The sequence below is a fragment of the Halorubrum aethiopicum genome, assembly GCF_001542905.1.
In the GTDB taxonomy this organism is placed as follows: Archaea; Halobacteriota; Halobacteria; order Halobacteriales; family Haloferacaceae; genus Halorubrum; species Halorubrum aethiopicum.
Map to the genome: position 1 here is coordinate 625,607 of NZ_LOAJ01000001.1, position 16,786 is coordinate 642,392.

21 protein-coding genes are annotated in these 16,786 nt (G+C 68.9%); 8 read left to right on the forward strand and 13 right to left on the reverse strand.

The genetic code is table 11. From position 1 onward, the window contains the following. Positions 1 to 57: 57 nt before the first annotated feature. Complete coding sequence (locus AXA68_RS02990; RefSeq protein WP_066412609.1) at positions 58 to 297, reverse strand: hypothetical protein; 240 nt, start codon at positions 295 to 297, stop codon at positions 58 to 60. Positions 298 to 442: 145 nt separating this feature from the next. Between AXA68_RS02990 and AXA68_RS02995 the strand changes: the two genes are divergently transcribed. Together AXA68_RS02995 and AXA68_RS03000 are read left to right on the forward strand one after the other, a co-directional pair. After that, positions 443 to 856 carry a cupin domain-containing protein gene (locus tag AXA68_RS02995; protein WP_066412611.1) on the forward strand — a complete coding sequence of 138 codons (414 nt, stop codon included), beginning with the start codon at positions 443 to 445 and terminating at the stop codon, positions 854 to 856. Between the two features lie 2 nt (positions 857 to 858). Next, positions 859 to 1,515 carry a hypothetical protein gene (locus AXA68_RS03000; protein WP_066412613.1) on the forward strand — a complete coding sequence of 219 codons (657 nt, stop codon included), beginning with the start codon at positions 859 to 861 and terminating at the stop codon, positions 1,513 to 1,515. 119 nt (positions 1,516 to 1,634) lie between these two features. Here AXA68_RS03000 and AXA68_RS03005 read toward each other — a convergent pair whose 3' ends face one another. The 4 genes from AXA68_RS03005 to AXA68_RS03020 form a co-directional block, all read right to left on the reverse strand. Beyond that, positions 1,635 to 3,488 (reverse strand): carbon starvation CstA family protein, encoded by a 1,854-nt coding sequence (locus AXA68_RS03005; protein WP_066412615.1) that lies wholly within the window; start codon positions 3,486 to 3,488, stop codon positions 1,635 to 1,637. A 165-nt stretch (positions 3,489 to 3,653) separates the two neighbouring features. Further along, positions 3,654 to 4,625: an ArsA family ATPase gene (locus AXA68_RS03010; RefSeq protein WP_066412616.1), complete on the reverse strand. Its 972-nt coding sequence runs from the start codon at positions 4,623 to 4,625 to the stop codon at positions 3,654 to 3,656. Continuing rightward, positions 4,625 to 4,921, reverse strand: coding sequence for a hypothetical protein (locus AXA68_RS03015; RefSeq protein WP_066412619.1), 297 nt, complete (start codon positions 4,919 to 4,921; stop codon positions 4,625 to 4,627). Before AXA68_RS03015 ends, AXA68_RS03010 begins: the two co-directional genes overlap by 1 nt. Positions 4,922 to 5,016: 95 nt before the next feature. Further along, complete coding sequence (locus AXA68_RS03020) at positions 5,017 to 5,217, reverse strand: hypothetical protein (RefSeq protein ID WP_066412621.1); 201 nt, start codon at positions 5,215 to 5,217, stop codon at positions 5,017 to 5,019. Positions 5,218 to 5,352: 135 nt separating this feature from the next. Here AXA68_RS03020 and AXA68_RS03025 point away from each other — a divergent pair, with 135 nt between their 5' ends. Together AXA68_RS03025 and AXA68_RS03030 are read left to right on the forward strand one after the other, a co-directional pair. Continuing rightward, positions 5,353 to 6,636, forward strand: coding sequence for a CobW family GTP-binding protein (locus tag AXA68_RS03025; RefSeq protein ID WP_066412623.1), 1,284 nt, complete (start codon positions 5,353 to 5,355; stop codon positions 6,634 to 6,636). Between the two features lie 54 nt (positions 6,637 to 6,690). Further along, entirely contained in the window at positions 6,691 to 7,197 is a 507-nt protein-coding gene (locus AXA68_RS03030; protein WP_066412625.1) for a hypothetical protein, read from the forward strand. Positions 7,198 to 7,244: 47 nt separating this feature from the next. Here AXA68_RS03030 and AXA68_RS03035 read toward each other — a convergent pair whose 3' ends face one another. Both AXA68_RS03035 and AXA68_RS03040 read right to left on the reverse strand, forming a co-directional pair. Then, positions 7,245 to 7,484 (reverse strand): hypothetical protein, encoded by a 240-nt coding sequence (locus AXA68_RS03035; protein WP_066412627.1) that lies wholly within the window; start codon positions 7,482 to 7,484, stop codon positions 7,245 to 7,247. Between the two features lie 171 nt (positions 7,485 to 7,655). Further along, positions 7,656 to 7,991 (reverse strand): hypothetical protein, encoded by a 336-nt coding sequence (locus AXA68_RS03040; protein WP_066412644.1) that lies wholly within the window; start codon positions 7,989 to 7,991, stop codon positions 7,656 to 7,658. A 606-nt stretch (positions 7,992 to 8,597) separates the two neighbouring features. On the opposite strand from AXA68_RS03040, the gene AXA68_RS03045 reads away from it, so the two are divergent. From AXA68_RS03045 to thrC, 4 genes are all read left to right on the forward strand, one after another. Continuing rightward, positions 8,598 to 8,813, forward strand: coding sequence for a hypothetical protein (locus AXA68_RS03045; RefSeq protein ID WP_066412645.1), 216 nt, complete (start codon positions 8,598 to 8,600; stop codon positions 8,811 to 8,813). An 82-nt stretch (positions 8,814 to 8,895) separates the two neighbouring features. Next, positions 8,896 to 9,573 (forward strand): uracil phosphoribosyltransferase, encoded by a 678-nt coding sequence (gene upp / locus AXA68_RS03050; RefSeq protein WP_066412646.1) that lies wholly within the window; start codon positions 8,896 to 8,898, stop codon positions 9,571 to 9,573. Positions 9,574 to 9,631: 58 nt separating this feature from the next. Next, complete coding sequence (locus AXA68_RS03055) at positions 9,632 to 9,850, forward strand: DUF7569 family protein (protein WP_066412651.1); 219 nt, start codon at positions 9,632 to 9,634, stop codon at positions 9,848 to 9,850. A gap of 144 nt (positions 9,851 to 9,994) precedes the next feature. Continuing rightward, positions 9,995 to 11,278, forward strand: coding sequence for a threonine synthase (gene thrC, locus AXA68_RS03060; protein ID WP_066412654.1), 1,284 nt, complete (start codon positions 9,995 to 9,997; stop codon positions 11,276 to 11,278). A 25-nt stretch (positions 11,279 to 11,303) separates the two neighbouring features. Here the strand turns inward: thrC and AXA68_RS03065 are convergent, their stop codons facing one another. From AXA68_RS03065 to AXA68_RS03090, 6 genes are all read right to left on the reverse strand, one after another. After that, positions 11,304 to 12,485, reverse strand: a complete 1,182-nt coding sequence (locus tag AXA68_RS03065) for an aspartate kinase (protein WP_066412662.1) — start codon at positions 12,483 to 12,485, stop codon at positions 11,304 to 11,306. A gap of 676 nt (positions 12,486 to 13,161) precedes the next feature. Further along, positions 13,162 to 13,917, reverse strand: a complete 756-nt coding sequence (locus tag AXA68_RS03070) for an OapC/ArvC family zinc-ribbon domain-containing protein (protein ID WP_066412663.1) — start codon at positions 13,915 to 13,917, stop codon at positions 13,162 to 13,164. Further along, positions 13,917 to 14,324, reverse strand: a complete 408-nt coding sequence (locus AXA68_RS03075) for a DUF2073 domain-containing protein (RefSeq protein WP_066412677.1) — start codon at positions 14,322 to 14,324, stop codon at positions 13,917 to 13,919. The genes AXA68_RS03070 and AXA68_RS03075 overlap by 1 nt, the downstream gene beginning before the upstream one ends. Then, positions 14,324 to 14,965: an Era-like GTP-binding protein gene (locus AXA68_RS03080; protein ID WP_066412679.1), complete on the reverse strand. Its 642-nt coding sequence runs from the start codon at positions 14,963 to 14,965 to the stop codon at positions 14,324 to 14,326. Before AXA68_RS03080 ends, AXA68_RS03075 begins: the two co-directional genes overlap by 1 nt. A gap of 262 nt (positions 14,966 to 15,227) precedes the next feature. Beyond that, positions 15,228 to 15,647 carry a DoxX family protein gene (locus tag AXA68_RS03085; RefSeq protein ID WP_066412681.1) on the reverse strand — a complete coding sequence of 140 codons (420 nt, stop codon included), beginning with the start codon at positions 15,645 to 15,647 and terminating at the stop codon, positions 15,228 to 15,230. Next, a complete protein-coding gene (locus AXA68_RS03090) occupies positions 15,648 to 16,718 on the reverse strand; it encodes a WD40/YVTN/BNR-like repeat-containing protein (protein WP_066412693.1) in 1,071 nt (356 codons plus the stop codon). Positions 16,719 to 16,786: the final 68 nt, after the last annotated feature.

Genomic DNA, 16,786 nt, shown 5'->3' on the forward strand with positions numbered 1-16,786 from the left:
AACCGACGTGTGACTTTCCGACGGCGCTTCCCCCGTCGATGCCGCGCACGCGGCGGGCTACTTCCCGTAGGCGATCCGGCGCGCGACCTCGTCGAGCCGCGACTTGAGGTCGCCGAGGAATCCGGCGGGCGACACCCGGCGGATCGCGGACTCGTCGACCTCGATCCGGTCGCCGGCGAACGGGTCCCGCTCGGCGCGGTCCTCCGGCGACTCGTCGCCGTTCACCGCGTCGACGACGGTCGACATCGAACACCGGCCGCACGCCTCGGTCCGTTTCGCGTTCGCTTCGTCGGTCATGGCGCTTTCTGTCACGATCGTGTGTGCGAGTTCACTAAACCGTGTCGGCGGTGCGGCACGCACGACCGGTTTCGGGCGTTCGAGGGGTTGCGATCGTCGTCGCGTCGCCCGACGCGCTTTTATGGGGCGTCTGGTATGGCCACGCATGGGATACCGCGTCGTCGACACGGAGTCGGTCGAGCCGGAGCCGGACCGCCCCTGCGAGTGCCGGAAGCTGACGGGGCCGGCCGGACTCGACGAGGTCGCGCTGAACCGCTTCCGCGCCGCGCCGGGCGAGCAGGTCCCGCTCGCGTATCACTACCACGAGACCCAGGAGGAGGCTTTCTACGTCCTCTCCGGCACGCTCGCGGTCGAGACGCCCGACCGGACCTACGAGGTGGACGCCGGTGAACTGTTCGCGGTCGACCCCGGGAGCCCTCAGCGGGCGCACAACCCCGCCGACGCCGACGGGCCGGTCGAGATCCTCGCGATCGGCGCGCCCCCGGTCGACGGCGACGCGGTCGCGTACGATCCGACGGCGGACGCGGACGCCGGCGACGACGCGGGAACCGACGCGTGACGATGTCCGACCGCGACGCGGCCGACGACGCGGCGGAGTCGAAGCCGGGGGACGGCCCGCGTCACGACTCCGAGGAGCTCCCGCCGGAGATCCGCGAGCGCGTCCCCGACTACGACGACGAGTACCTCGACCGGGTCTCCGACCGGCTGATGTACAGCTACGACCTCGAGACCGACTACGCCGTCCGCGGCGAGCGGTTCGAGCTGTACGCCGAGATGCGGATGCGCAACCAGAAGCAGTTCCTCCACCCCGCGTTGAGCTACGCGGACCACGAGACGAAGGAGTACCTGTTCGCCCGGCGGGTGTCGACCCCGACGGTCGGGGAGCTGGAGCGGCTCGTCGACCTCGGCCACGAGGTCGCCGACGAGCGCGTCGAGGGCGACGAACAGCACTACGGCACCGACGTGACCTTCGTGCTCGTCGGCGACCACCTCCCCGACGACGTCGCCGACTTCGTCGACGGCTTCCGCGACCGCACCCTGTTGAAGTTCGGCTACTACGGCCACTACGAGGTGAACCTGGTCGTCGTCGCCCCCGAGACGGAGTCGATCGTCGAAAGCGAGGCGGCGGGCATCGCCGGCGCCTTCCGGCTCTGGGAGCCGGTCGAGGAGCCCGACGAGGGGTTCCTCTCGCGGTTCGCCAAGCGGTTCTGGCGGTAGCGGTTCGGTCGAAGGAGTTCGGTCGAAGGAGTTCGGTCGAAAAAACGGGTCCCGCGGACCGGTCCGCGAGCGGTCGCCCGTCGCGGGCGGTCGGCGTCCGCGATCCGGTCGTCGACGACTCAGTCGTCGCCCGGCTCGGCGGTCGGCTGGCTACCGCCCCGGACCGACTTCAGGTTGCCGTATCCGAGCCGGACGAGCGACAGCGCGAGCCCGATCAACACGAGCGCGAGGATTATCTGGACGACCGAGGAGATCTGCGCGCCGATCGTTCCGGCACCGCCCTGGATGAGGTTGAGATAGAGGTTCTGGAACACCGCCAGCCAGAGCAGCCCGAGCACGGTGATCGTCACCATCACCGCCATCGGGACGCCGGTGGAGACGAGCTGTTTGGAGTCGTCCCAGTTGGCGATCCAGACGGTGGCGGTCAGAAGCGCCAGCGCGGCGAGCAGCTGGTTCGCGCCGCCGAACAGCGCCCACAGCGTCGCCCACTGTCCGGAGATCACGAGGAGGTAGCCGAGCCCGATCTGGATCAGCGGATTGGTGTACCGGCCGCGGGCGAACGAGCCGATGCCGCCCGAGAGCCCGCTGACGGTCATGCCGTCGTCCATCCCGACGATCTCCTCCATCATGTACCGCCCCAGCCGGACCGCGGTGTCCGTCGAGGTGAGGAGGAAGCTCACCAGGACGAGCGCCATGAACACCGAGCCGATCGTCTGGGGGACGCCGAAGCTCGTGAGGATCATCCCCCCGCCGGTCGCGAAGTTCGGGAGCGCACCGCCGATCCCGCCCGCCGCCGCGTCGCCGGCGAACCCGGCGACCGCGAGCGTCGACAGCGCCAGCGCGGCGAGCATTCCCTCGCCGAGCATGCCGCCGTAGCCGATGAGCCGGGCGTCGCTCTCCTTGTTCAGCTGTTTCGCCGTCGTCCCCGAGGAGACGAGCGAGTGGAACCCGCTTATCGTTCCGCAGGCGATGGTGATGAAAAGCAGCGGGAACAGCGGGTACAGCCCCGCGGCCTCGACGCCCCAGAAGCCCTGGAACGGCGCGATCGACGAGTCGATGACGAGCGGTTCCGCGGACGTCGCGAACAGCGTGCCGGCGATGATCGCGAGCACGCCGCCGCCGACCCCGGTGTACAGCAGGAACGACGAGAGGTAGTCGCGCGGCTGGAGCAGCACCCACACCGGGAGCGCGCTCGCTATCGCGCCGTACACCATGATCACGGGCACCCACGCGGCGGTGTTGCCGCCGAGCGCGGCCGCGCCCGGAACCCACGAGCCAGTGCCGCTGAACAGCACGAACGTGCCGGCGGGGTGGCTGGCGTCGCCGGCCAGCTCGAACAGCGCGAACGGGAACTGGATGCCGACCCAGACGCCGGCGAAGACGCCGGCGACGAAGAGCACGGTTCCCGGAACGAACGGCCCGTTGAGCTGGTAGAGGTACACCCCGAAACCGAGCGCGAGCAGCACGTACACGAAGCTCGCGGTCGTCACCTGCGGGAACGCGTTGAACACGATGCCCACTACGAGCGCGAACACCGCCACGACGAGGATGATCGTGAGGAACGCGAACCACAACAGGAGGTCCTTCCCCCGTTCGCCGACGTACTGGCCGACGATGTACCCGATCGACCGCCCCTCGTGACGGACCGACCCGGAAAGGGAGATGAAGTCGTGGACCGCGCCCATCAGCGGGTTGCCGATGGCGACCCACAGCAGCGCCGGGACCCATCCCCAGATGGCCCCCGCGGTGATCGGGCCGACGATCGGCGCGCCGCCCGCGATGCTCGAGAAGTGATGCCCCAGTAGCACCGGCTTCTTCGCCGGTACGTACTCCTGTCCGTCCTCGTACTTGTGTGCCGGCGTCTCCCGGTCGTCGTCGAGATCGACGAATCGCGAGAGGTACCGCGAGTACCCCATGTACCCGACGGTGAACGTGGCCAGCACCGCGACGACGATCCAGATTACGTTTGTCATTGGGTAACTGCCTCGTGCTACGAATTTTCGAAGTACGTGTTAAATATTCCCATCATCCGTGATAGTTACGGGAACGACGACCGCGTAATCGGGTTACCGGACGGCGTCTCCAATTGTTTTCTTATCTCGAAAAGTTGGTTTTTCGATCGGAGTTGAGGATACCAATCACGCGCGCTCGGGCGGAGCGGGATCGACGTCGAGCTCGGTGGCGACCTCCTCGAGGAGGTCGCCGCGGACCTCGCGTGTGCGCGACTCGATGGCCGCGAGCAGCGGCGGGTCGAACCCCTCCTCGACCTGTCCGATCCGCTCGCGCTCGGTGGCGACCTTCTCGCGCAGGTACCGGGCACCCCTCCCCTCCTCGTCGTCGTCGGGTTCGGGCGTGAGCTTGTTCGCGACGAGCCCGCGCACCGCGAGGTCGCGGTCGGCGAACGCCTCGATCGCCCGCTCGGTCTCGTTGACGGACAGCTGGTCGGGGTTCAACACGAGGAAGAAGGCTGCGTCCTCCCGAAGCGCCTCCCCGGCGAACTCGAAGAACTCCTTTCGGTCCTCCAGTCGCGCCAGAACCGGGTCACCCTCCATCATTCGTCTGGCCTCCATGTCGCCGATCGCCGCCTTCTCGAAGAGGTCGATCGACTGCTTCCGCTTGTACATCAGCCGGTCGATCCAGTCGCCGAGGAACTCCGGAAGCCCGAGCAGTCGGAGCGTCGAGCCCGTGGGTGCCGTGTCGAAGACGACCCGGTCGTACGGCTCGCCCTCCTCGCGCATCACGCCGACGAACGCGTCGAAGAGCGCGGCCTCGTACGCGCCGGGGGTCCCGTGGGACATCTCCAGCTGGCGGTTGATCTCGTTGACCATCGCGGCCGAGACCTGTTCGGAGAGCCCCTCGCGGATCTCCGAGAGGTGTCGTTGGACCTCGTCGTCCGGGTCGATCTCCATCGCGTCGAGTCCGTCGACGCCCTCGACGGGGGCGGGGTCGTCGCCGAACGACTGGTCGAAGACGTCGGACACCGAGTGGGCGGGGTCCGTCGAGACGACGAGCGTCCGGAGCCCGGCGTTGGCACACTTGTAGCCGTACGCACACGAGACGGTCGTCTTGCCGACGCCGCCCTTCCCGCCGAAGAAGACGAACTGCTCCATCAGAAGTGGTACTGCTGGCCCTTGCGCTCGATCAGGCTGTCACGGTCCCACAGCCGGCGCTCCCACGCCTCGAACTCGTCTTCGAGGTACGGCAACAGCTCGGCGGTGTAGTAGGAGACGGGCGAGGGGATCCCGAAGGCGTCGGGGAAACACGCCAGCATGAACGCGTCCTCGGCGTCCTCGGCCTCCTTCTCGATCTTCTCGTAGGCCGGATGGGTGATCATCCCGTGGTAGAGACCGCGGAGCCACTCCTCGAGGGCGGCGCGGAACGCCGCGATCCGGTCTGCGACTGTCATCGTCGTTCATGGCCGGGCGACCGCCGTAAACCTGTCGCGGTCGTGAGACTGACGCACGGAAAAGACGGGAGCGGCAGGCGGGCGACCGCGTCGTCTCAGGCCGAGGTGCCGTCAGTGACCTCGGGCTGGCTCTCCTCGCCGTCGCCGTCGTCGAGCTCCGGGCGGTCGCCGTCGTCCGGGCTCGGCGCGTGGGTCTCGTCGCCCATCGAGAGCCAGACCAGGTACAGCATGGCGAAGACCATCGATACCGTCGCGACGACCGCGGCGATCCCGGTGATGGGAACGAGACCGTTCATGCCCGGCACTCGGTGGGGGCGGCGTATCAACGTATCGGCTTTCGTTGAGACCGAGCGACGGCCCCGAGCGGTCGATCGACTCGCGATATCCCCGGCTCCGGGGAGTTGAAGGGCCGGCGGGTCGGATTCGCCCCCATGAGCGACCGGATCCCGGTGACCGTGCTGTCGGGCAGCCTCGGGGCGGGCAAGACGACCCTCCTCAACCACCTGCTCTCGAACGCGGGCGACCGCGAGATCGCCGTGCTCGTCAACGACATGGGCGACGTGAACGTCGACGCGGAGCTGATCGCGGAGGGGTCCGAACTCGACGTCGACGACGGGGTCACGGAGCTGTCGAACGGCTGTATCTGCTGTGAGCTCCAGGACGACCTCGAGACCGCCGTGGTGCGGCTCGCGAACGAGCGCTCCTTCGACCACCTCGTCGTCGAGTCGTCGGGGATCTCCGAACCCGCGCCGGTCGCCCGGCTGTTCACGACCGAGTCGCGGGCGGCCGCCCGCTATCGCGTGGACGCGCTCGTGACCGTGCTCGACACCCGGCTGTTCCTCGACTCCTTCTCCGACGCCGAGGACCTCGAGCGCCGCGGCACCGACGCGGAGGGTCGTCCCCTCTCCGATCTCCTCGTCGAGCAGGTCGAGGTCTCGAACGTCGTCCTCCTCAACAAGGCCGACCTGTGTACCGACGCGGAGCTCGAGCGCGCCGAGGAGCTCGTGGCCGCGCTCCAGCCGGACGCGGAGACGATCCGCACCGAGTTCTCCGCCGTCGACCCCGACCGACTGCTCGCCGTCGACCTCTTCGACGAGCGGGCGGTGTCGACGCTCCCCGGCTGGAAGCGCGCGCTGGAGGACGAGGGACACGGGGGTCACGGGACGCGAGACGCCGACGATGACGATACCGGCGACGATGCCCACGATGACGACGACCATGCCCACGGCGACGACGACCACGGACACCGCCACCCCGACGAGGTGTACGGCGTCACCTCGTTCACGTATCGCCGCCGTCGCCCGTTCCACCCCGAGCGGATCGCGGCGGTCCTCCGGGACCTCCCCGAGGGCGTCGTTCGTTCGAAGGGAACCCTCTGGATCGCGGGCAACGAGGTCCGTCAGCAGGTTGGCCAGGCCGGACCGTCGGTCCGGGTGACCGCGCCGGGGCCGTGGATCGCGAGCCGGCCGCCGGTCGAACGCGACATGCTCCGGTCGAACCGTCCCGACCTCGAGTGGCACGAGGACCACGGCGACCGCGAGACGGCCTACGTCGTCATCGGGACCGAGTTCGACGAGGCGGACCTCCGCGGTCGGCTCGACGACGCGCTCGTCACCGACGAGGAGTGGGCGCGGGTCGAGGCCGGCGAGGACTTCGACGCGGCCGACCCGTTCCCGACCGAGGGCGGCGAGGAGGTCGTCCTCCGGGAGCCGTAGCGGCGTGGATCCCGAGCGGCCGGTTTATCTCGCTCGACGGCGTATCCCGGTCGCATGAACGCGCTCTCCGCGGTGGCCTCGTCGCCGCTGGACCCGGTTCCCGGCCTCGACGTCACCGTCGGGCAGGGAGTCGCGGGCGGAGCGGTCGGGGCCTTCCTCACGACGCTGGCGGTCGCCGCGATCCTCGTCGCGGTCCGCCCGGCGTACGTCGAACGGATGGCCGAGGTCGTCCTCGATCGGCCGGGGTCGGCGTTCCTCTACGGGCTCTTTCTGCTCGTCGCGCTGTTCGTCTCGGTGCTCGCGCTCGCGATCACGGGGATCGGCCTCCTCGTCGCGATCCCGCTGCTCGTCGCGGCGTACGTGGTGTGGGCGGTGGGCGCGGCGGTGGCGTACCTCGCGGTCGCCGACCGGCTGGTGGGCCACGGCGACGGCTGGACGAAGGCGGTGCTCGTCGCCGCGGCGCTGAACGGGGCGCTCGCCGCGATCGGGGTCGGCGCGCTGGTCGCGCTCGTGGTCGGTGCCGTCGGCTTCGGCGCGGTGCTCGGCGACTGGTTCGAGTGACCGGGAGCGACGGGGACGCTCGCCGTCCTCTCGCCTCCGGCCCGTCCTCAACAGGCGCAGCCGGAGTCGCTCGCGCGCTCGAACCGCATCGCCTCCCCGCAGTCGGGACAGAGCGGGGTACCCTCCGCGTCGCGGTCGAGTCCCTCGGCGTCGACCTCGACGTCGCGAACGCGGGTCGCACAGTCGTCACACCAGTACGCCCCCTCCGAGCCGTCGTCGCCGCCGTCGCCCGGCGCGCGCTGCGTCGACGACGCGAGCGTCTCCGTGACGGTGTCGAGGATTCCCATGCCCGCCGATCCGAACTCGACGCGCCTTATCCTGTTGGTGCTGTGTGAACGTTGCGCACAGCCGATCGGCGACCGAGGGATCTCCGCGGTCGCGCCGACGGAGGTCGGGTGACGAGGTCACGGGAGCTAACGGTGACCGATCGTGGAGACGGTAACGGGGCGCGCGGACGCTCACAACAGCGGGAGCGTCAGCCCCGCGAGGACCACGCCGAACGCGAGCGCAGCGTACAACAGCCGCTCGAACCGGGGCGCGGTCGGGAGCGGTCCGGCGTCGACGGCGGGCGCGCCCCTGACGAACTGGGCGTACGCGACGGCCGCGATGCCGGCGAAGGCGAGCCCCGACGCCGCCAGCGACATCGACAGCGAGACGCCGTAGGCGAGCCCGTATATCGGCCCGATCGAGAAGGCGAGCATGAACGCGAGGCCGACGCTCACGAGGAACGGCACCGGGTCGACCGGCTCGCCCCGTCGGTTTCGCGCGAATCTCGGCCGATCCGGCCGACTCATACTCCCACATGGGTCCACACGACCAAAAACGGGTGGTACGCGGCGGATCGAACGGGTGAGCTTCAGTCCGATCCTCTGGGTAGCCGTTATATTTCGAGTGTTGTAGAACGGGTGTTTCGTGAATTCTAGAAGTAATAAAAAAAGAGATCGCTGCTGGCGGGGTGAACTCTTTCAAAGCCCCAGCCGGCTCCGGTTGAGGGCCTCGCTGTGCTCCTCGTCGCTCGCGTTGCTCGCTCCTGCGGTGCTTGCGTCGGCCGTCTTCCCGGAGCCGGCTGCCCCTTTGAGTCCCGCCCAACCGCCCAGCACCGCACCTCACACCTCCCCAGCCTCGCGGCTCGCTCCGCTCGCCGCGTCCCTCGCGGTCGGGTTCGTGCCCTCCGGGCACTCACCGGCGCGCCACCGCTCCGGCGATCGCTCACTCCTTCGCCTGTACTGAGCATCCGCGAGCGAAGCGATCGGTTCACCACCGGCGAGGTGAACGCCGAGCCGGCGGCTTTTTCCCTCCAAGTTTTTCGAGGAGTGGTCCCCGAAGCGAACGCAGTGAGCGAGGGGATCCGACGAGAAAAAGGTGGAAGACCTAAGTGTCGGTCGCTCCCGTCTCCACGTATGAGCGAGGAGCGGAAGGGGCTCTCGGACGGCGTCGAGGAGTCGCGCGGCGACCCGCGGGTGCTGCTCGCGATGAACGCCGTCCTATCGCTGTGGCTGGGGTGGACGGTCGTCTGGGGGCTCGACATCCTCGAGGTGCTGGAGTACGGGATGGGCACCGTCGCGGGCGTCTCGCTCGCGATCTTCGCGTTGACGTACGTCGTCGTGTTACAGTGATGGCCCGCCCGCCGACCCACCGACCCGCCGACCCGACCTCGCGTGACAACCTTTTAAACCGAACGCCACGACTGGCCGGGTAATGACCATCGAGGACCGCGACAACGCGTACCTCATCACCCACGCGCTGGCGAAGGACACCCTCTCGCGGCTCCGGGACGTCGAGACCGAGCAGGTCGCCTTCCGGAAGGGACTGGTGAAGCTCGGCCGGATCTGCGGCTACGAGGTCATCGACGGCGCGATGGGAACCGAGTACGTGCCCGTCGAGACCCCGCTCGCGGAGACGACCGGCGAGCGCGTGAAGGGGCTCGACGACGTGGTGATAATCAACGTGCTCCGGGCGGCGACCCCCTTCGTCGAGGGACTTCTGAAGGCGTTCCCGCGGGCGAAACAGGGGATCATCTCCGCCGGGCGCGACGAGACCGCCGGCATGAACGAGGACGGCGAGTTCCCGATCACGATCGACTACGTGAAGCTGCCGGAGATCGGCGCGGACGACACCGTGATCGTCGCCGACCCGATGCTCGCGACCGGCTCGACGATGTGTGCCGTCCTCGAGCACATCCTCGCGGAGGCCGACGACTTCGAGGACCTGTTCGTGCTCTCGGCGGTCTCCGCGCCCGACGGGCTGGTCCGCGTCGGGAAGACCTTCCCCGAGGCGGACCTCCTGACGGTCGCCATCGACGACCGCCTCGACGACGACGGCTTCATCGTCCCCGGCCTCGGCGACGCCGGCGACCGCGCGTTCCGGACGACGTGACCCGCTCGTCTCGCCGCCCGTGACGAGTTTTTAAGGGCTCGCGCCGCGAGCGGCCCGTATGAGCGACGCGCCGACGACCGAACCCTGCGACGCCTGCGGGGAGCCGACGACGGACGCGCTCGCCCGGACGGTTCGACTCAGCGTCGACCGGGCGAACATCGACACCCAGCGGCTCTGCCCCGAGTGTTTCGCCGACTGGATCCAGCGGTACCAGGCGGAGATGGGCGACGGCGGCGACTCGACGGACGGGTCCGACTCCGAGATCATCGTCGACTGACCGGAGAGCGCATCCGACGCCGGTCTCACCCGTCCCGACCGCTTCACTCGTCTCGCCCGCCTCGCCCGTCCCGCCCGTCTACTCTCCCGGCACCGTCGGTCCCCACCGGCCGGCTTAAGGCACGGCGGGACGGACGGTGACTCAATGAGCCTCGCCATCGACGCCGCGACTCCCGACGCGCCCGACTGTGCGGACGACGGGACCTGGCTCGCCTGTATCGCCTGCGGCGAGACGTTCGCCCCGTTCGAGGAGGTCCGGTACACCTGCGACGACTGCGACGGCCTGCTCGAGGTCCGCTACGCCGACCCGCCGACGTTCGACGAGTTCGGCGCGGGCGCATCCACGGACGGCCCCGACCGTGGCGTGTGGCGCTACCGCGAGGGACTCCCCTTCGACCTGGGCGTCACGCTCCCCGAGGGCGACACCCCGCTCCACCGCGTCCCCCGGATCGAGGAGTCGGTGGGCGTCGACGCGCTCCGGATCAAACACGAGGGGATGAACCCCACCGGATCGTTCAAGGACCGCGGGATGACGGTCGGCGTCCGGGTCGCGGAGGAGCTCGGCGTCGGCGCGCTCGCCTGCGCCTCCACCGGCAACACCTCGGCCGCGCTCGCGGCCTACGGCGGCCGCGGCGGGATGGAGACGCTCGTGTTGCTCCCGCAGGGGAAGGTCGCCGCCGGCAAGGTCGCGCAGGCGAGCCTCCACGGCGCGCGCATCCTCGAGGTCGACGGCAACTTCGACGCCTGCCTCGACATCGTCCAGGCGCTCGCCGCCCGCGGCGAGGCGTACCTGCTCAACTCGCTGAACCCGTTCCGCCTGGAGGGCCAGAAGACGATCGGCTTCGAGATCTTAGAGGAGTTCTACGCCGACTACGGGACGTTCCCCGACCGGATCGTCCTCCCCGTCGGCAACGCGGGCAACACCTCGGCGCTGTACAAGGGGTTCCGAGAGCTGGTCCAGTCCAGCGCGCTCTCGGTGGAGGAGGTGCCCAAACTGACGGGCGTTCAGGCCGAGGGGGCCGCGCCGATGGTCGAGGCGATCGAGGAGGGCAACGACGAGGTCCGCCGCTGGGAGGAGGTCGAGACGCGCGCGACCGCGATCCGCATCGGCAACCCGGTCAACGCGCCGAAGGCCATCCCCGGCATCCGAAACACCGGCGGCACCGCCGTCGCCGTGAGCGACGACGAGATCACCGAGGCGCAGCGCCAGCTCGCGGGCGAGGGCGTCGGCGTCGAGCCCGCCTCCGCGGCGAGTCTCGCCGGGTTGAAGAAGCTCCGCCGCGAGGGCGTCGTCGACGCCGACGAGCGGGTGGTCTGTCTCACGACCGGCCACCTGCTGAAGGACCCGGACGCCGCCTACGAGGCCGGCGGCGACCCCGAGCCCGTCCCCAACGACGTCGACGCGGTGGTCGAGCACCTGGACGGGTAGTTCGCGCGGAACGGAACCGAGCGGCTCAGTCGAAACAGGACTGGACGATCTCCAGGGCCGCCTCGCGGTCGTCCCAGGCGACGAACACCGCGACGGAGGTCGCGCTCGTGATGAGGTCGATGATGTTGATCCCCTCCTCGGCGAGCGGCCCGATGATCTCCTGGATGACGCCCGACTGGTTCGGGAGCTCGCCGCCGGTCACGCGGATGACCGCGATCGGGTCGTCGACGGTCACCGACGAGAGCGTCTCGTCCTCGACGACCGTCTCGTGTAACACCGCCTCGGCGTGCTCGGCGACCTCGACGTCGACGTAGAAGGTGACCGAGTCCATCCCGGAGGCGACCGCGTCGATGTTGATCTCCTCGCGCTGGAGGCCGTCCGAGAGATTCGAGAGGATCCCCGGTCGGTTGCGGATCGCCCTGCCGGCGACGGTGAGACACGCGAGCGGCGTCTCGCGCATGTCGATGAGGTTCTCGAACTGCCCCTCGATCCGCGTGCCGCCCCTGAGCAGGTCGCCGTGTTGGTAGTGGACGACGCGGACCGCGAGCTCCTCGCTCTTGTACGACAGCGCGGACGGGGCGACGACCTCGGCACCGCGGAACGAGAGGTTCCGGAGCTCGTCGACGGTGATCCGGCCGACGTTTCGGGCCCCCTCGACGACCCGCGGGTCGCCCGTCATCACGCCCTCGACGTCGGTGACGATGACGACCTCGTCGGCGTTCATGTAGTTGCCGAGCATGACCGCCGTGGTGTCCGATCCCCCGCGGCCGAGGGTGGTGACGTTGCCGTCGTGGTCCTCGGCGAGGAAGCCCGTGATGATCGGGACGACGCCGTCGAGCCGTTCGGCGAGCGCCTCGGCGCGCCGGCGCGTCTCCTCGACGTCGACCTCGCCGAGCTCGTTCGTGATCACCGGCCAGTCGGGGTGGCCGGGCTCGAGGAAGACCGCGTCGATGTCGCGGACCGAGAGGGCGGCCTTCAGCATGCGGACGCTGGTCCGCTCGCCCATCGAGACGATCTCCGCGCGGTCCGCGTCGTTGGTGTCGAAGGTGATGTCGTCGAGGAGGTCGTCGGTGGTCGATCCCATCGCGCTCGCGACGACGGCGATCTCGTGGCCGGCCTCGACCGCGTTGGCGACCGAGTCGGCGGCGCGGTCGATCCGGTCGCCGCTCCCGAGGCTCGTCCCGCCGAACTTCGCGACTACGCGCATTCGAGACCCCCGAGCCCGTCGATCCCGCCGAACCCGTCTTTCGATCGTCGTCGAGCGTGCGGCGCGGCCGGAGAGCCCCCGAAGTCCCCCGGGCGGGGGCTCGAAACAGCGTGGCTGTCACTAAACATGCGACCCCGTAACGGAGGGGACCGGATAACTGTGTCCACTTCGACAAGGGTCGCCCCAAGCCGTCCAGCGACGAGCACGGTCCGATACGCTCGGTACAGGTGAAGGAACGAACGATCGCCCGAGCGGTGGCGCGCCTCCGAGTGCCCCGGAGAGGCGCGAGGAGCCCGCGAGGGAGTCGCTGGCGCGGAACCGCGCCAGCGACGAGGCTGGTGAGGTGCGGTTGCGGGGCGGTCGGGTGGGACTCAAAGGGGCAGCCACGAGGGCGAAGACGTGCGACGTAAGGACCGCAGCGAAGGAGCGTAGCGACTGAGCGAGGACCGCAACGAGCGCATCGAGTCGTCGTGGCTGGGGCTTTGGACGTGTTCGTCGTAGTCGCGTTCACCGCGACAGCAACGATCTCTTTCTATCCATCCAATTTCCCACCGAAACACCCGTACAACTAGCACTCGAAATATAACGGCCGTTTCATACGGGAACCCGCCGAAAGAGGAGCGTCGATCGGAGTCGTCCGTCCGCGACGAACCGGCCAGTCCGCCGATTCTCCCACCTACTCGTCCGTGACGCCCCAGGCGTCCGGCATCTCGATGACGTACCGGCCGTCCTCCTGTAAGGAGATGATGTACTCCTGGCGGTCGTACAGCTCCATCAGGTTGAGCTCGTACTGGCCCGGGCTCACGATCTTGATGCTCTCGAACTGCTCGTTGAGCTCGTCGCGGAGCTCGTCGACGCCGGGCTGTGACGCCGGCGGCTCCATCGACTCGGCGTCGCCCTCGGCGGGATCGCGAGCCGCGCTCGAGGAACCTTCCCGAGCCGCGCGGTCGAGTTCGTCCGGCGTGACGACGTCGGAGCGGGCGCTGGCCTGCGCGGTGTCCTCCGCCTGCTCGTCGTCGATTCGCTCGGCGTCGCCCTCGACGGGGTCCGTCGTGTCCGGGCCTCGCGCGTTCGGGCCTCCAGTGTCCGGATCCGCCGTGTCCGATCCGACCGGGTCCGACCGCGACGATGGACCCTCGGGGTCGGCTTCTGGGCTCGAGTCGAGACCGGGAGCCGGTTCGGAACTCGGAGTCGGATCGGAACTCGGAGTCGGATCGGAACTCGGAGTCGGATCGGAACTCGGAGTCGGATCGGAACTCGGAGTCGGATCGGAACCCGCGGTCGCCCCCGAGTCGGCGGCGGGCTCCGGGGAGTCGGTCGCGCCGCCGGGCTTGAACTGGAACTTGTTGCCCCCGCAGTCGGGACACCCCGACAGCATCTCCTTGGAGCCGTCGGGGAACGTCCGGCCGCACTCGATACACTGGTGGGGCATTATTTCCTGGAGACGAGCGTGCTGATCAGGTTCTCGTCCTTGTGAAGCGTCTCGATCCGGTTGGCCGGGCCGATGACGGTGAGTTTCTGTGTCGACTCGCGTCCCATCAGCCTGTCGAGGAAGCTCTGGCTCCCGGAGTCCGGTTTGGGGTACGTCTCGATCTCGATGCCGGTGAAGTCGTCCGGGCTGATCTCGGTCATCGTCACCTCGATGAGCTTCGACTCCTCGTCGGGCGAGAGCCCCTCCTCGAGGATGACGATGTTGCCCTCGCGGACCCCGTCGAGGATGAGCCGGATCTTCTCCATGCTCGTGAGCCCCTCCATCCGGGCCCCGCTTATCATGTCGATGCGGACGCCGTCGTCGGCGGGGTCGTCGCCGCCGTCGACGTCCGGAGTGGCACCCGGCATTATCCGAAGTACTCCGCGATCTTCGTGTACACTTCGTCCATGTTCTCGCCCTCCAACGCCGACAGCGGGATGGTCTCGTGTTGGGGGAACGCGTTGGCGATCTGCTGGACGTCCGACTCGGGGAGGTCCGTCTTGTTCGCGAGGATGAGCGCCGGGAGGTCCTGTGACTCGATGATCCCGATGAGCATCGTGTTCACCTGCGTGAACGGGTCCGTCGTGGAGTCGAGCACGTAGATGACGCCGTCGACGTCCTCGCGGAGCCAGTGCATCGCCTCCGCGACGCCCTCGGTCGCCTCGCGGGACCGGCGGACGGCGTCCTCCTTGTCCATGTCGTGGTCGAGGAACTCCTTGTAGTCCACCTTCGTCGTCACGCCCGGCGTGTCGACGATGTCGATCGTGACCTTCCGGCCGTTCCGTTCGATCTCGACGTTCTCCTTCCGTCGGGCCCGCCTGGTTTCGTGTGGAATGTGGCTCTCGGGGCCGACGGCGTCGCCGGTCCAGTCGCGTGCGATACGGTTCGCGAGGGTCGTCTTTCCGGCGTTCGGCGGTCCGTAGATCCCGATTCGCTTGGGCTCGTCGGCCGCGAACAGTCCGTCCGTGACCCGTGATATGCTGTCTTTGAGGCTCGTTAACAATCCCATTCTGACCCTTGGTCCTGTGTTCTCTCCCGAACGCTGTGTGCGATCCGATGCCGCCAGCCCGAGCGTCCGACGCCCGTCCGGGGAATTACGGTAGCATCCACGCCGCTCTCACTTAAGAACTGCGTCAGACGCCGTCGATCGGAGGCGTCGGCACCGAACGGCGGCGAAATCGGGGACCCGAACGCGGATCGGGGACGGGAGTCGACCGGAAGCGGAAGTCGACCGGAAGCGACCACGGGAATCGACCGGGATCGGAGCCGCGTCACTCCTCGTCGCGGTCGCTCGCGGCGTCGAGGAAGACGAAGGCGGCACCGAGCAGCGCGAGGTTCTTCAGGAAGTTGATCTTGTTGCCCTGACGCTCCTTCCCCTCCATGTTCCAGAAGTCGTGGATGGCGGGCGTCGTCCCCAGAAAGAAGACGACCAGCGCACCCGCGGCCGCCCGGGGAAGCCGCCAGAGGAGGATCCCGAGGTTGGCGACGAACAGCATGCCGGTGACGAAGGGAACGAGCAGATCCGGCACCGGGACGCCCTTCTCTTCGGCGATCGCGACGCGCTTGTCGTTGTTCCGGAAGCCGTCGACGGCCATGTACGCGAGGACGCCGCCGTACAGCGACCGGCCGAGAAGCGAGGGGAGGTCGCGACGCTCCGCGGGATCCGCCGCCGGGTCGCTCTCGTCACCCATTCAGACCACCTCGATCCGGCTGACGTTCGCGTCGACGCGACCGACCGTCTCGTAGGTCGGGCCGTCGTCCGTCCCGTCGCCGCCGCCGGCGACGCGGCGCATGATCCGCCCCTCGACGTCGTCGCGCTGGTCGGGCACGTCGAAGAGGCCGGAGCCGCAGACCACGTCGCCGTCGTGGACGGCCCACGTCTCGATCACCTCGTGGGGTTCCCCGGGGAATGGAACCCGCTCGAAGTCGCGGCCGAAGTTCGTCGACTCGAACAGCGCGACCCCGTGGTCGTCGTTCACCCAGGCGGGGGGTGCCTCCTCGCCGCCGCAGAAGATCACCCGGCCGTCGTGGACGAACACGCGCCGGACGTACGAGAAGTCGTTGCCGGCGTCGATCCGGGTCCAGGACTCGCCGGCGTCGGTCGTCCGCCAGAGGCCGCCCTCGCCGACCGCGTGACCGAGCCCGAGGTTCTCGAGGTCGTGGTCGAGGTAGCCGGTCGCCGCCAGCCAGACGTCCTCCGAGATCGGGAGGACCTGGTGGACGTCGTCGACGATGGCGTCCCGGTGGTCGGACCAGGTGCGGCCGCCGTCGCGGCTGACGTGGATCCCGCCGGCCTCGACGCCCGCGATCAGGTGGTCCGGGCGGCCGGGGACCGTTTCCAGTGCGCGCAGGCGCGCGTAGTGCGGGTCGATCGGCGACTCCCAGTGGCCCCGAGAGGGGAGCTCGCGGAACCCCTTCTGTTCGGTCCACGTCTCGCCGCCGTCGACCGAGCGGAAGAGGTAGGGGTCGTTGGTGCCGGCGTACAGCGCGCCGTCCGCGGTCGCGAGGATCGCCCACACCTCGCTCTGCCCGGCGTGCCAGAAGCGGTCGCCGAGCGGGACCTCCAGGTCCGTCCACGTCTCGCCGCCGTCGACCGAGCGGTACGCGCCCGTCGAGGACGCGACGAACACCCCCGCGGTGTGGTCCCACGACTTCACGGCGGTGACCACGCCGCAGTCGAGAACGAGTTCGAGGTCGTCGCGGTCGAACGGTACGTCGTCGGCTCGGTACAGGCCCTCGTCTGTCCCGATCAAAAGTGTCATACGTCGGTACGTGAGTCCGACGCATACTAAAGTTTTACCAAGCCGTAAAACGCTAAGTGGACGGGGTC

Excerpts from the sequence above, each read along its gene's own strand:
- AXA68_RS03055 (WP_066412651.1), top strand. The coding sequence starts at position 9,632 with ATGAGCGACGCGCCGACGACCGAACCCTGCGACGCCTGCGGGGAGCCG.
- AXA68_RS03090 (WP_066412693.1), bottom strand. The coding sequence starts at position 16,718 with ATGACACTTTTGATCGGGACAGACGAGGGCCTGTACCGAGCCGACGAC.
- AXA68_RS03040 (WP_066412644.1), bottom strand. The coding sequence starts at position 7,991 with ATGAGTCGGCCGGATCGGCCGAGATTCGCGCGAAACCGACGGGGCGAG.
- AXA68_RS03015 (WP_066412619.1), bottom strand. The coding sequence starts at position 4,921 with ATGACAGTCGCAGACCGGATCGCGGCGTTCCGCGCCGCCCTCGAGGAG.
- upp (WP_066412646.1), top strand. The coding sequence starts at position 8,896 with ATGACCATCGAGGACCGCGACAACGCGTACCTCATCACCCACGCGCTG.
- AXA68_RS02995 (WP_066412611.1), top strand. The coding sequence starts at position 443 with ATGGGATACCGCGTCGTCGACACGGAGTCGGTCGAGCCGGAGCCGGAC.
- AXA68_RS03020 (WP_066412621.1), bottom strand. The coding sequence starts at position 5,217 with ATGAACGGTCTCGTTCCCATCACCGGGATCGCCGCGGTCGTCGCGACG.
- AXA68_RS03030 (WP_066412625.1), top strand. The coding sequence starts at position 6,691 with ATGAACGCGCTCTCCGCGGTGGCCTCGTCGCCGCTGGACCCGGTTCCC.
- AXA68_RS03010 (WP_066412616.1), bottom strand. The coding sequence starts at position 4,625 with ATGGAGCAGTTCGTCTTCTTCGGCGGGAAGGGCGGCGTCGGCAAGACG.
- AXA68_RS03085 (WP_066412681.1), bottom strand. The coding sequence starts at position 15,647 with ATGGGTGACGAGAGCGACCCGGCGGCGGATCCCGCGGAGCGTCGCGAC.
- AXA68_RS03065 (WP_066412662.1), bottom strand. The coding sequence starts at position 12,485 with ATGCGCGTAGTCGCGAAGTTCGGCGGGACGAGCCTCGGGAGCGGCGAC.
- AXA68_RS03080 (WP_066412679.1), bottom strand. The coding sequence starts at position 14,965 with ATGGGATTGTTAACGAGCCTCAAAGACAGCATATCACGGGTCACGGAC.
- AXA68_RS03035 (WP_066412627.1), bottom strand. The coding sequence starts at position 7,484 with ATGGGAATCCTCGACACCGTCACGGAGACGCTCGCGTCGTCGACGCAG.
- AXA68_RS03045 (WP_066412645.1), top strand. The coding sequence starts at position 8,598 with ATGAGCGAGGAGCGGAAGGGGCTCTCGGACGGCGTCGAGGAGTCGCGC.
- AXA68_RS03025 (WP_066412623.1), top strand. The coding sequence starts at position 5,353 with ATGAGCGACCGGATCCCGGTGACCGTGCTGTCGGGCAGCCTCGGGGCG.
- thrC (WP_066412654.1), top strand. The coding sequence starts at position 9,995 with ATGAGCCTCGCCATCGACGCCGCGACTCCCGACGCGCCCGACTGTGCG.
- AXA68_RS02990 (WP_066412609.1), bottom strand. The coding sequence starts at position 297 with ATGACCGACGAAGCGAACGCGAAACGGACCGAGGCGTGCGGCCGGTGT.
- AXA68_RS03000 (WP_066412613.1), top strand. The coding sequence starts at position 859 with ATGTCCGACCGCGACGCGGCCGACGACGCGGCGGAGTCGAAGCCGGGG.
- AXA68_RS03005 (WP_066412615.1), bottom strand. The coding sequence starts at position 3,488 with ATGACAAACGTAATCTGGATCGTCGTCGCGGTGCTGGCCACGTTCACC.
- AXA68_RS03070 (WP_066412663.1), bottom strand. The coding sequence starts at position 13,917 with ATGCCCCACCAGTGTATCGAGTGCGGCCGGACGTTCCCCGACGGCTCC.
- AXA68_RS03075 (WP_066412677.1), bottom strand. The coding sequence starts at position 14,324 with ATGCCGGGTGCCACTCCGGACGTCGACGGCGGCGACGACCCCGCCGAC.